The 10,515-nt window shown below is 37.0% G+C and carries 23 protein-coding genes; all 23 read right to left on the bottom strand.

Annotated features, from left to right (window positions below; translation table 11 throughout):
- Window positions 1-798 (bottom strand): preprotein translocase subunit SecY (locus N4A40_10830; protein MCT4662346.1); only part of this gene is annotated, 798 nt, incomplete at its 3' end.
- Entirely contained in the window at window positions 799-1,242 is a 444-nt protein-coding gene (rplO, locus tag N4A40_10825) for a 50S ribosomal protein L15 (GenBank protein MCT4662345.1), read from the bottom strand.
- Between the two features lie 20 nt (window positions 1,243-1,262).
- The gene (rpmD, locus tag N4A40_10820; protein ID MCT4662344.1) at window positions 1,263-1,439 is read right to left on the bottom strand and encodes a 50S ribosomal protein L30; all 177 of its coding nucleotides are present in this window, start codon (window positions 1,437-1,439) and stop codon (window positions 1,263-1,265) included.
- A gap of 12 nt (window positions 1,440-1,451) precedes the next feature.
- A complete protein-coding gene (rpsE, locus tag N4A40_10815; protein ID MCT4662343.1) occupies window positions 1,452-1,958 on the bottom strand; it encodes a 30S ribosomal protein S5 in 507 nt (168 codons plus the stop codon).
- A gap of 17 nt (window positions 1,959-1,975) precedes the next feature.
- Window positions 1,976-2,344, bottom strand: coding sequence for a 50S ribosomal protein L18 (rplR, locus tag N4A40_10810; GenBank protein MCT4662342.1), 369 nt, complete (start codon window positions 2,342-2,344; stop codon window positions 1,976-1,978).
- Window positions 2,345-2,364: 20 nt separating this feature from the next.
- Window positions 2,365-2,904, bottom strand: coding sequence for a 50S ribosomal protein L6 (gene rplF / locus N4A40_10805; protein MCT4662341.1), 540 nt, complete (start codon window positions 2,902-2,904; stop codon window positions 2,365-2,367).
- Window positions 2,905-2,932: 28 nt separating this feature from the next.
- A complete protein-coding gene (gene rpsH, locus N4A40_10800; GenBank protein MCT4662340.1) occupies window positions 2,933-3,331 on the bottom strand; it encodes a 30S ribosomal protein S8 in 399 nt (132 codons plus the stop codon).
- A 34-nt stretch (window positions 3,332-3,365) separates the two neighbouring features.
- Window positions 3,366-3,551 (bottom strand): type Z 30S ribosomal protein S14, encoded by a 186-nt coding sequence (locus tag N4A40_10795; protein MCT4662339.1) that lies wholly within the window; start codon window positions 3,549-3,551, stop codon window positions 3,366-3,368.
- 13 nt (window positions 3,552-3,564) lie between these two features.
- The gene (gene rplE, locus N4A40_10790) at window positions 3,565-4,107 is read right to left on the bottom strand and encodes a 50S ribosomal protein L5 (GenBank protein MCT4662338.1); all 543 of its coding nucleotides are present in this window, start codon (window positions 4,105-4,107) and stop codon (window positions 3,565-3,567) included.
- Window positions 4,108-4,136: 29 nt separating this feature from the next.
- The gene (rplX, locus tag N4A40_10785; GenBank protein MCT4662337.1) at window positions 4,137-4,448 is read right to left on the bottom strand and encodes a 50S ribosomal protein L24; all 312 of its coding nucleotides are present in this window, start codon (window positions 4,446-4,448) and stop codon (window positions 4,137-4,139) included.
- Between the two features lie 14 nt (window positions 4,449-4,462).
- Window positions 4,463-4,831 carry a 50S ribosomal protein L14 gene (gene rplN, locus N4A40_10780; protein MCT4662336.1) on the bottom strand — a complete coding sequence of 123 codons (369 nt, stop codon included), beginning with the start codon at window positions 4,829-4,831 and terminating at the stop codon, window positions 4,463-4,465.
- A 29-nt stretch (window positions 4,832-4,860) separates the two neighbouring features.
- Window positions 4,861-5,115, bottom strand: a complete 255-nt coding sequence (gene rpsQ, locus N4A40_10775; protein ID MCT4662335.1) for a 30S ribosomal protein S17 — start codon at window positions 5,113-5,115, stop codon at window positions 4,861-4,863.
- Window positions 5,116-5,145: 30 nt separating this feature from the next.
- The gene (rpmC, locus tag N4A40_10770; protein MCT4662334.1) at window positions 5,146-5,340 is read right to left on the bottom strand and encodes a 50S ribosomal protein L29; all 195 of its coding nucleotides are present in this window, start codon (window positions 5,338-5,340) and stop codon (window positions 5,146-5,148) included.
- Window positions 5,330-5,761: a 50S ribosomal protein L16 gene (gene rplP, locus N4A40_10765; GenBank protein ID MCT4662333.1), complete on the bottom strand. Its 432-nt coding sequence runs from the start codon at window positions 5,759-5,761 to the stop codon at window positions 5,330-5,332. The genes rpmC and rplP overlap by 11 nt, the downstream gene beginning before the upstream one ends.
- Window positions 5,762-5,793: 32 nt before the next feature.
- A complete protein-coding gene (gene rpsC, locus N4A40_10760) occupies window positions 5,794-6,447 on the bottom strand; it encodes a 30S ribosomal protein S3 (GenBank protein ID MCT4662332.1) in 654 nt (217 codons plus the stop codon).
- Between the two features lie 17 nt (window positions 6,448-6,464).
- On the bottom strand, window positions 6,465-6,800 hold the full coding sequence (gene rplV / locus N4A40_10755; protein ID MCT4662331.1) for a 50S ribosomal protein L22: 336 nt from the start codon (window positions 6,798-6,800) through the stop codon (window positions 6,465-6,467).
- Between the two features lie 38 nt (window positions 6,801-6,838).
- Window positions 6,839-7,099 carry a 30S ribosomal protein S19 gene (gene rpsS, locus N4A40_10750; protein MCT4662330.1) on the bottom strand — a complete coding sequence of 87 codons (261 nt, stop codon included), beginning with the start codon at window positions 7,097-7,099 and terminating at the stop codon, window positions 6,839-6,841.
- 43 nt (window positions 7,100-7,142) lie between these two features.
- Window positions 7,143-7,976 (bottom strand): 50S ribosomal protein L2, encoded by an 834-nt coding sequence (rplB, locus tag N4A40_10745; protein ID MCT4662329.1) that lies wholly within the window; start codon window positions 7,974-7,976, stop codon window positions 7,143-7,145.
- A 36-nt stretch (window positions 7,977-8,012) separates the two neighbouring features.
- A complete protein-coding gene (gene rplW, locus N4A40_10740) occupies window positions 8,013-8,303 on the bottom strand; it encodes a 50S ribosomal protein L23 (protein MCT4662328.1) in 291 nt (96 codons plus the stop codon).
- Window positions 8,303-8,926 carry a 50S ribosomal protein L4 gene (rplD, locus tag N4A40_10735; GenBank protein ID MCT4662327.1) on the bottom strand — a complete coding sequence of 208 codons (624 nt, stop codon included), beginning with the start codon at window positions 8,924-8,926 and terminating at the stop codon, window positions 8,303-8,305. Before rplD ends, rplW begins: the two co-directional genes overlap by 1 nt.
- Window positions 8,927-8,952: 26 nt before the next feature.
- A complete protein-coding gene (gene rplC, locus N4A40_10730; GenBank protein MCT4662326.1) occupies window positions 8,953-9,585 on the bottom strand; it encodes a 50S ribosomal protein L3 in 633 nt (210 codons plus the stop codon).
- Window positions 9,586-9,657: 72 nt separating this feature from the next.
- Window positions 9,658-9,981, bottom strand: coding sequence for a 30S ribosomal protein S10 (gene rpsJ / locus N4A40_10725; GenBank protein ID MCT4662325.1), 324 nt, complete (start codon window positions 9,979-9,981; stop codon window positions 9,658-9,660).
- Between the two features lie 414 nt (window positions 9,982-10,395).
- A partial coding sequence (locus N4A40_10720) for an elongation factor Tu (protein ID MCT4662324.1) occupies window positions 10,396-10,515 on the bottom strand: 120 nt, incomplete at its 5' end.

Here is a 10,515-nt window from a genome sequence, read left to right as displayed (position 1 = left end):
TGGTATAACCCCTGCCATAAGGACTTTCAATGGTATATGTGTACTCTGTCCGCCATACATCTTGCGTCCAACTAATCTTTTTGCATATTGAACTGGAATCTTTCTGCTACCATCTTGAATCGCAACAATACCCGCAATAACAATCAACGCTAATGCTACAAATAATATTACCTGTAGAATATTTAGTGATCCTCCCATTGCAGCTTGTCCCATATCCATTAACGCGATAGGTAGCTTAGCAATAATCCCTGTGAAAATGATTATAGAAATACCATTTCCTATTCCATTTTCGGTGATTTGTTCGCCTAACCACATTAAGAAGGCTGTTCCTGCTGTCATCGTAATAACGACGATTGCTCTCGCTCCAAAAGTCTGCTCGATAATTGCTTGGTTGAACAAACCAACACTGATACCAACTGCTTGAATCAATGCAAAAATGACAGTTCCATAACGTGTCATCTGAGCAAGCTTCTTCCTTCCTTCTTCGCCTTCACGAGACAAAGCTTCTAGCTTAGGAATTGCTATCGTCAACAATTGAATAATAATCGATGCTGTTACATATGGATAGATGTTTAATGCAAATATCGTCATTTTCTTGAATGCCCCGCCAGACATTAAATCAAACATTCCCAACAAACCATTCGAATCAGAATTAAAAATCTGCTTTATATATTCTGTATCGATAAATGGAATTGGAATGTTTGCGCCCAATCTGTATACAACTAACATAAATAGTGTAAACAACATTTTCTTTCTTAAGTCTGGTATCTTCCAAGCATTTTTCAACGTTGTGAACAATTAAATCACCTCAACTTTTCCCCCTGCAGCTTCAATCTTTTCAGTAGCACTCTTACTGAATTTTTGCGCTTTCACCACAAGCTTTTTGTTCAATTCACCATTTCCTAGTATCTTGATACCATCATTGAATTTCTTAACCATACCTGCTTCGATTAATAATTCTGGTGTAACTTCTGTATTTTCTTCGAATGCGTTCAAATCTTCAATGTTTACAATAGTGTATACTGTTGCAAATTTTGAATTGTTAAAACCACGTTTTGGTAATCTTCTGAATAAAGGCATCTGTCCACCTTCAAAGCCTGGTCTAACGCCACCGCCTGAACGTGCATTCTGTCCATCTTGACCTTTACCTGCAGTTTTACCTTGACCAGTCGCTGTACCTCTACCTAATCTTTTGCGATTTTTAGTCGTTCCCGCATTTGGTTTCAAATTGTGTAGTCTCATGTCTGCACCTCCTTTACTCGTTAGTCAATTACTTCTACGATATGACTTACTTTGTTGATCATTCCTCTGATCATAGCATTGTCTTCGTGTTCTACTACTTGACCGATCTTTTTAAGACCTAAAGCTTCAACTGTTTTTCTCTGCTTTTGAGTCTTGCCAATGATACTCTTAGTTTGCTTAACTTTGATTTTAGCCAAGGTATTTCCCCCCTAACCTATAATTTCCTCTACAGACTTGTCTCTTAATTTAGCAACTTCTTCTGCTCTCTTTAAGCTATCAAGTCCTTCGATAACGGCATTTACCATGTTTCTTGGGTTATTAGATCCCAATGATTTTGTTCTGATATCTGAAATACCAGCTAATTCCAATACGGCACGAACTGGGCCACCTGCGATAACTCCAGTACCTTCTGGTGCTGGCATCATTAATACGCTACCTGCTCCAAATTTTCCTTCAATTCTGTGAGGAATTGTTGTGCCTTTCATAGGAACTTCAACTAAATGCTTCTTAGCATCTTCAATTGCCTTTTTGATTGCATCAGGAATTTCAAGAGCCTTGCTCATTCCAACTCCTACATGGCCATTCTCATCGCCAACAACAACCAACGCACTGAATCTGAAGTTTCTACCACCTTTAACAACTTTCGTTACTCTGTTGATATTTACTAACTTTTCTTTCAAGTCTAATTGACTTGCATCTATACGTCCACGTTGCATTTATTTACCTCCCTTGCTTAAAATTGAAGTCCAGCTTCTCTAGCACCTTCTGCTAATTCTTTAACACGTCCATGATATAAATATCCACCACGGTCAAATACTACAGTGTCAATGCCTTTACCTTTTGCTTTTTCAGCAACAGTTTTACCAACTATTTTAGCCGCTTCTTTATTTCCGCTATAACTCATTTGAGTTTTAACATCTTGATCTAAAGTCGATGCTGAAACAAGTGTGTGACCCGCTGCATCATCAATAATCTGTGCATAGATATGTTTAGAACTTCTGTATACGTTCAATCTTGGTCTTTCAGGAGTTCCCTGTATCTTTTTTCTTGCTTTAAGATGTCTTTTCACTCTTTTAGCATTTCTATTAACTCTCTTAAGCACACTTATTCACTCCTTTCATTCTATTTACCAGTTTTACCTTCTTTACGTCTAACGTATTCGCCTTGGTATCTAATACCTTTTCCTTTATAAGGCTCTGGTTTTCTCCAGTCTCTAATTACTGCTGCATAGTTACCAACTTGTTGCTTGTCGATACCTTTAACAACAATTGTAGTTTGGTTTGGAACTTCTACTTCGATACCCTCTGGATCTACCATCTCAACTGGGTGAGAGAATCCAAGGTTAAGATGTAATTCTTTACCTTTTTTCTGAGCTCTGTATCCAACACCTACGATTTCTAACGTTTTAGCATATCCTTCAGATACACCAACAACCATATTATTCAACAATGATCTTGTTAAACCGTGTAATGATCTATGTTTTTTATTATCAGTTGGACGAGTAACTGTAATAGTACCCTCAGCAACTTCAATTTTCATTTCTTTGCTCATTTGTTGAGAAAGTTTACCTTTTGGTCCGCTAACCTCAACAAAATTACTTTCGTCAATTTTCACTTCTACTCCTGCAGGAATAGTGATTGGCGCTTTACCGATTCTTGACATGATTTCACCTCCTATAGCTGCAACTTTTCTACCATACGTAGCAAACTACTTCGCCACCTACATTACTTTGTCTTGCTTGCTTATCTGTCATAACACCTCTTGATGTTGAAAGAATTGCAATACCTAAACCACCTAATACTCTAGGGATTTCTTGTCTCTTTGCATATACTCTTAAACCTGGTTTTGAAATTCTCTTGATTCCAGTGATAACTTTTTCATTGTTCTCACCATATTTCAATTCAATTCTCAAAACTCCTTGCTTACCATCTTCAATAAGATCGAAGCCTTTAATATATCCTTCGTCCAACAACAACTCAGCGATTGATTTCTTCATGTTTGATGCTGGCACATCTACAGAATCATGTTTAGCGTTATTCGCATTTCTGATTCTCGTTAGCATATCCGCGATAGGATCTGTCATTACCATAGAGTTTGCCTCCTTTCATCCGTAAATCTCTATTTTACCAGCTTGCTTTTCTAACGCCTGGGATTTCACCTTTATACGCTAATTCTCTAAAACAAATACGGCAAACACCATATTTTCTTAGATAAGCATGAGGGCGTCCACAAATCTTGCATCTACTGTATTCTCTAGTGCTAAATTTTTGCGTTTTCTGCTGCTTTAACTTCATCGATTTTTTTGCCATCTAAATCCCTCCTTTACTTTCTAAAGGGCATTCCCATTAAAGACAACAGCTCTCTAGCTTCTTCATCTGTGTTAGCTGTTGTTACAACAACAATGTCCATTCCCTTAATTTTATCTACTTTATCGTACTCAATCTCTGGGAAAATTAATTGCTCTTTAACTCCTAATGCATAGTTTCCTCTACCATCAAATGATTTATCAGAAACTCCTCTAAAGTCTCTTACGCGTGGTAGTGCAATTGAAACAAGTTTGTCATAGAAATCATATAATTTTTGATCTCTTAATGTAACTTTACAACCAACTGCCATACCTTCACGAAGCTTAAAGTTCGCTACTGACTTTTTAGCTCTTGTAACAAGTGCCTTTTGACCTGTGATCATTGTCAATTCTTCAACAGCCTTGTCCAATAATTTAGGGTTGTCTTTTGCTTCTCCCATACCCATGTTAACGATGATTTTTTCCAATCTTGGAACTTCCATCACATTTCTATAATTAAATTTTTCCATCAATGCTGGAACAACTTCATTTTTGTACTTATCTCTTAAACGTGATTGCATTTCTGTACCTCCTTTCGAGAAGAAAATTATTAATCAAGAATTTCTCCGCTTTTTCTGCTTATTCTTACTTTATCGCCATTTTCTAATACTTTAGTGCCAACTCTAACACCTTGCTTGTCTTTTTCAGACCAAACCATAACGTTTGAAGCGTGAATTGGACCTTCTTGGTGAACTAATCCACCTTGTTGCATCTGAGCACTAGGCTTAACGTGCTTTGTCATCATGTTAACGCCTTCTACTAAGACTCTATTTTTTTTAGGGTAACAAGCTAATACTTTACCTTTTTTACCCTTATCTTTTCCTGCAATTATAACTACTGTATCATTCTTTTTGATATGCATGCCGACACCTCCTTCTATAGTACTTCAGGTGCTAATGATAAGATCTTCATAAATTGACCTTGACGTAACTCTCTTGTTACTGGTCCGAAAATACGAGTTCCAACAGGAGTTTTGTCCTGCTTGATTATTACTGCTGCGTTTTCGTCAAATGAAATATAACTTCCGTCATCTCTTTTCACTGCACGTTTTGTACGAACTACTACCGCTTTAACTACTTCACCTTTTTTAACAACGCCACCTGGTGTTGCACTTTTAACCGCAGCAACGATTACGTCACCTACTCCAGCATATTTTCTCTTACTTCCGCCTAACACCTTGATGCATAAAATTTCCTTTGCACCTGAGTTATCACTAACTTTTAAACGAGTTTCTTGTTGAATCATTGATTACCCTCCCTTCGCAACTGACAGGATTATTTCGCTCTTTCTAGAATTTCAACTAATCTCCATCTTTTGTCTTTGCTTAATGGTCTAGTTTCCATAATTTTTACTGTATCACCAATACCGCATGTGTTTTCTTCATCATGGGCTTTGAACTTTGTTGTTCTTTTAACTTGTTTATTATAAATTGGATGTGCTACAAATGTTTCAACAGAAACAACGATTGTCTTATCCATTTTATCACTAACTACACGACCAACTCTAGTTTTTCTATACGCTCTAGCCATTATAATCCTCCTTTCGCGATCATTTTATACCTACGCGTTTAATTCTTTTTGTCTTGCAACAGTTTTTACTCTTGCAATATCTTTTCTAACTTGTTTAATTCTCATAGGATTATCTAGCTGCCCTGTAGCTAGTTGAAATCTTAAATTAAACAATTCTGCTTTATATTCACCAATTTTATTATTCAATTCTTGAAGCGTTAATTCACGCAATTCACTAGCTCTCATTTGCTTCACCACCCTCTTGACGTGTTACGAATTTACATTTTACAGGCAATTTGTTGGCAGCTAAACGCATAGCTTCTCTAGCTAATTCTTCAGAAACACCAGCCATTTCAAATGCTACTCTTCCTGGTTTAACTACTGCTACCCAATACTCTGGAGAACCCTTACCTTTACCCATACGAGTTTCAGCAGGTTGTCTTGTTACAGGCTTGTCTGGGAATATCTTAATCCAGATCTTACCACCTCTTTTAACGTGTCTTGTCATAGCACGTCTTGCCGCTTCTATTTGGTTTGATGTGATCCATGCTGGCTCAAGTAATTGCAAACCAAACTCGCCATATGTTACTTTATTTCCTTTAAGCGCCTTACCTTTCATTCTTCCTCGTTGAACCTTACGACGCTTAACTCTTTTAGGCATTAACATTTCGTTTTCCTCCTTCCTTCACTGAGATGAATCTATTTTTTTGTTCTTTCCCCTTTAGTTGGAAGAACTTCACCATTATTTATCCAAACTTTAACACCGATTTTACCGTAAGTTGTATCAGCTTCAGCAAAACCATATCCGATATCAGCTCTAAGTGTTTGCAATGGAATATTTCCTTCACTATAACCTTCTGTTCTAGCCATATCTGCTCCGCCTAAACGTCCAGCTACTTGAGTTTTGATACCAAGAACGCCCGCTCTATTACTTCTTTGAATAGCTTGTTTCATAGCTCTTCTGAATGAAACACGTCTCTCTAATGATGCTGCTATATTCTCAGCTACTAATTGTGCGTCTTTTTCTGGAATCTTAACTTCTTCAACATTGATAATAACTTTTTTAGAAGTCATTTTTTCCAATTGATTTTTCATTGACTCAACACCAGCTCCACCTTTTCCGATAACCATACCAGGCTTAGCAGTGTTAACTGTTACTTTTACTCTATTTGCCGATCTTTCGATTTCAATTTTAGAAACACCAGAAGTGAAGAATGCTTTCTTAACAACTTTTCTAATGTTATGATCTTCAACTAGTAAATCTCCAAAATTTTTCTTGTCAGCATACCATCTTGAATCCCAATTCTTGATAACACCGACTCTTAGACCGTGTGGATTAACTTTTTGACCCATCGTTTTCCCTCCTTCTTCTAGTTTTTCTCTTTAACAACGATGCCAATATGACTTGTTCTCTTTCTGATCATGAACGCTCTACCTTGAGCTCTCGGTCTGAATCTCTTAATTGTAGGCCCTTGATTTGCGTATGCTTCAGAAATATAAAGATTGTCTCTATCTAAATCGAAGTTGTTTTCGGCATTTGCAACAGCTGATTTTAAAACTTTTTCTAATTCCTCAGCGCCTCTCTTTGGCGTAAATTTCAAAATAGCTAATGCCTCATTAACGTTTTTACCTCTTACTAAGTCGGCTACAACTTGTACTTTTCTTGGTGAAATACGAACATATTTCGCTATTGCTTTAGCTTCCACGTATGTCCCCTCCTTCTCTATCAACGTTCTATCTCAACTTATTTTTTGTCGTGTCCTCTATAAGTTCTCGTTGGTGCGAATTCACCCAATTTATGTCCAACCATATCTTCAGTGATATATACTGGTACGTGTTTTCTACCATCGTGAACTGCAATTGTGTGTCCAATCATTTCTGGGAATATTGTAGAACGACGAGACCAAGTTTTAATTACTTTAGCTTCACTTGATTCGTTCTGAGCAACAACCTTCTTCATTAAATGATCATCACAAAATGGTCCTTTTTTTAGTGATCTACCCACGATTTTTCCTCCTTTCAGCTATGCCACATTCATAATTACTCGGCTATTTTCTCTTTCTTGGAGTAACAATATATTTGTTAGATTTTTTATTTTTCTTTCTAGTTTTGTAACCAAGAGCTGGCTTACCCCATGGTGTAACTGGAGATGGTCTACCGATTGGTGCTCTACCTTCACCACCACCGTGTGGATGGTCGCATGGGTTCATTACAGAACCTCTAACTGTTGGTCTGATACCCATATGTCTTTTTCTACCAGCTTTACCGATAACAACATTTGAATGATCTAAGTTACCAACTTGTCCTAGTGTTGCGCGACACTCTTTTCTAATCTTTCTAACTTCGCCAGATGGCATTCTTACAGAAACGTAGTCTCCTTCTTTCGCCATCAACTGTGCATAAGTACCAGCTGAACGAACTAATTGACCACCTTTTCCTCTTTTTAACTCTATGTTGTGGATAATCGAACCAACTGGAATGTTTGCCAATGGCAATGCATTACCAACCTTAATATCAGCCTCAACACCTGACATAATTACGTCTCCGACTTTTAATCCTTTTGGTGCAAGAATATATCTTTTTTCACCATCTACATAGTAAATTAATGCGATATTTGCTGTTCTGTTTGGATCATACTCGATCGCTGCTACGTTACCAGCTATACCGTCCTTCGTTCTCTTGAAATCAATAATTCTATATTTTCTTCTGTTTCCACCACCCTTGTGGCGTACAGTAATTTTACCCTGAGAATTTCGTCCTGCTTTTTTGTTAAGAGGCGCCAATAATGACTTTTCAGGTTCTGTTTTTGTAATCTCATCAAACGTCAATACTGTCATTTGTCTTAACGCAGGCGAAGTAGGTCTAAAACTCTTGATACCCATTCGAAGTCCCTCCTTCTTATCTTTATTTATATTACATTACATTTCTTCGAAAAATTCGATTCCTTTGCTGTCAGCAGCTAAAGTGATGATCGCTTTTTTCCAGCTTGCTCTTCTTCCAGAGTGCATGCCCATTCTCTTGATCTTTCCAGTAACGTTCATAGTGTTAACGTTCGCTACCTTTACGTCGAAAATCTGCTCTAAAGCATTTTTAATTTCTGTTTTTGTCGCTTTTTTATCTACAGCGAATGTATATTTTCCTTCAGCCATCTGATCCATACTGTTCTCAGTAATAACTGGTTTTCTAATAATATCGTGTGGATTACGCATTATGCATACACCTCCTCCACTTTTTTAACTGCATCTTTCGTAATTAAGAATGTATCATGATTTAAGATATCATATACATTTAAAGTATTTACTAATGCTGTTTGAACACCTTGAATGTTGCTCGCTGATTTGATCACATTTGTATCTTTCTCAGTCATTACAACTAAAGTTTTCTTTCCAGCATTAACGTTTTTCAATACGTTAACCATATCTTTTGTTTTTGGAGCGTCGAATTTAAGATCTTCTAATACGATCATTTCGTTCTCTAAAACTTTTGATGTTAAAACTGACTTCATAGCCAATCTTTTAACTTTCTTATTTACAGCATATCTGTAGTCTCTTGGTTTTGGAGCAAATACTACACCACCGCCAACCCAGTTAGGTTGTCTAGAACTACCTGCTCTCGCTCTACCAGTTCCTTTTTGTCTCCATGGCTTCTTACCACCACCACGAACTTCCGATCTAGTTTTAGCAGACTGTGTTCCTTGTCTTTTGTTCGCTAAGATATTTTTTACTACTTCATACACTGCATGTTCGTTTACTTCAATACCGAATACGCTTTCAGCTAATTCAATATCGCTAACTTTTTGTCCTGTCATATTTAAAACAGCTACGTTAGGCATTCTCGCATCCTCCCTTCGTCTTTGAATTATTTAGACGACTTAACACTTTCTTTGATTGTCAACAAGCTTCCTTTAGCTCCAGGAACTGCTCCTTTAACTAATATCATCTTGTTTTCAGCGTCTACTCTAACTACTTCTAAATTTTGTACCGTTACATTTACGTGACCCATGTGTCCTGGTAATTTTTTGCCTTTGAATACTCTACCAGCATCAGAAGCATTACCCATTGAACCTGGTCTTCTATGATAGTGTGAACCATGGCTCATTGGTCCTCTAGATTGTCCATGTCTCTTGATACAACCTTGGAATCCCTTACCTTTGCTCACGCCTGAAACATCAACTTTAACTCCAGCTTCAAACAACTCAGCAGTAATTTCTTGTCCTACTTCGTATGCTTCTACTGATTCAACTCTGAACTCTTTTAAGTGCTTTTTAATAGTAACACCTGATTTTTCAAAGTGACCTTTAAGTGGTTTGTTTAAATGTTTCTCTTTAACTTGTCCGTATCCTACTTGGATAGCTTGATAACCGTCTGTCTCAACTGTTTTCTTTTGAACAACAACAGCTGGTTCAACTTCAAGTACTGTTACTGGAACTAAACGTCCATCTTCAGTAAATACTTGAGTCATTCCGACTTTCTTTCCTAATAAACCTTTCATTTTGACACCTCCTGTTTTCTTACAGCGGATTACCCTATGTGGATAATCATCCTAAGCGGAGTACTGATATATCTATAATTTGATTTCAATATCAACTCCAGCTGGCAAGTTAAGTCTCATAAGCGAATCAACAGTTTTTGATGTTGGATTCGTGATATCAATTAATCTCTTATGAGTTCTTTGCTCGAACTGTTCTCTCGAATCTTTATACTTATGCACAGCTCTCAAGATTGTTATAATCTCTTTTTCTGTTGGTAATGGAATTGGACCTGAAACATCAGCTCCAGTTTTCTTAGCAGTCTCAACTATTTTCTTAGCTGAACTGTCCAATACCTGGTGATCATAAGCTTTAAGTCTGATTCTGATTTTTTGGTTTGCACTTACCTTGTTTGACACTTACATTCCCTCCTTCTATCGCATGTTTGGCTTTCTTCATGCGACACGGGTTACGGTACACATATCCGGGTGTTTCAAACTTGAAACCAAAATAAAAAAGACCGTATAACCTCCGCCCGACTCAAAATCGAACATTCTCAGTGAAAATTACCTGTTCCCAGCAACCTCTCACGTCATCGCATGTCATATGAATGCGAGAATATTACTATTTTCGCAACCTCAACAATTATATAATAGATATCGTATTTAGTCAATACTATTTACAATATATTCTTATTTTATTTTTAATGTTTTTTCTGCTCGTTTCGCATACCACGATATTATATCACAAATCAAAATGCATTTCACTATTTTTTTAATAAAAATAAAAAAAGATCTCCAAAATAGGAGATCTTTTTAAAGCCTAAGCTATAATTACTTGATGATTTCAGCTACAACGCCAGCACCAACTGTTCTTCCACCCTCACGGATAGCGAACTTAAGTCCTTTTTCCATTGCAATTGGAGTTATTAACTCAATTGTAAATGTTGCGTT

Source organism: Tissierellales bacterium (genome assembly GCA_025210965.1).
In the GTDB taxonomy this organism is placed as follows: Bacteria; Bacillota; Clostridia; order Tissierellales; family JAOAQY01; genus JAOAQY01.
Note: the sequence above shows the minus strand (reverse complement) of the source record. Positions and strands in the feature narration are given on the sequence as shown.

Excerpts from the sequence above, each read along its gene's own strand:
- rpsC (MCT4662332.1), bottom strand. The coding sequence starts at position 6,447 with ATGGGTCAAAAAGTTAATCCACACGGTCTAAGAGTCGGTGTTATCAAG.
- rplE (MCT4662338.1), bottom strand. The coding sequence starts at position 4,107 with ATGCAATCACGTTTAAGAGATAAGTACAAAAATGAAGTTGTTCCAGCA.
- N4A40_10795 (MCT4662339.1), bottom strand. The coding sequence starts at position 3,551 with ATGGCAAAAAAATCGATGAAGTTAAAGCAGCAGAAAACGCAAAAATTT.
- rpmC (MCT4662334.1), bottom strand. The coding sequence starts at position 5,340 with ATGAGAGCTAGTGAATTGCGTGAATTAACGCTTCAAGAATTGAATAAT.
- rplC (MCT4662326.1), bottom strand. The coding sequence starts at position 9,585 with ATGAAAGGTTTATTAGGAAAGAAAGTCGGAATGACTCAAGTATTTACT.
- rplB (MCT4662329.1), bottom strand. The coding sequence starts at position 7,976 with ATGGGTATCAAGAGTTTTAGACCTACTTCGCCTGCGTTAAGACAAATG.
- rplF (MCT4662341.1), bottom strand. The coding sequence starts at position 2,904 with ATGTCAAGAATCGGTAAAGCGCCAATCACTATTCCTGCAGGAGTAGAA.
- rplW (MCT4662328.1), bottom strand. The coding sequence starts at position 8,303 with ATGCGTAATCCACACGATATTATTAGAAAACCAGTTATTACTGAGAAC.
- rplX (MCT4662337.1), bottom strand. The coding sequence starts at position 4,448 with ATGCATATCAAAAAGAATGATACAGTAGTTATAATTGCAGGAAAAGAT.
- rpsE (MCT4662343.1), bottom strand. The coding sequence starts at position 1,958 with ATGCAACGTGGACGTATAGATGCAAGTCAATTAGACTTGAAAGAAAAG.
- rplD (MCT4662327.1), bottom strand. The coding sequence starts at position 8,926 with ATGCCTAACGTAGCTGTTTTAAATATGACAGGACAAAAAGTTAGCGAT.
- rpsH (MCT4662340.1), bottom strand. The coding sequence starts at position 3,331 with ATGGTAATGACAGATCCTATCGCGGATATGCTAACGAGAATCAGAAAT.
- rplN (MCT4662336.1), bottom strand. The coding sequence starts at position 4,831 with ATGATTCAACAAGAAACTCGTTTAAAAGTTAGTGATAACTCAGGTGCA.
- rplO (MCT4662345.1), bottom strand. The coding sequence starts at position 1,242 with ATGAGACTACACAATTTGAAACCAAATGCGGGAACGACTAAAAATCGC.
- rplP (MCT4662333.1), bottom strand. The coding sequence starts at position 5,761 with ATGTTAATGCCTAAAAGAGTTAAGCGTCGTAAGGTTCAACGAGGAAGA.
- rpsQ (MCT4662335.1), bottom strand. The coding sequence starts at position 5,115 with ATGGCTAGAGCGTATAGAAAAACTAGAGTTGGTCGTGTAGTTAGTGAT.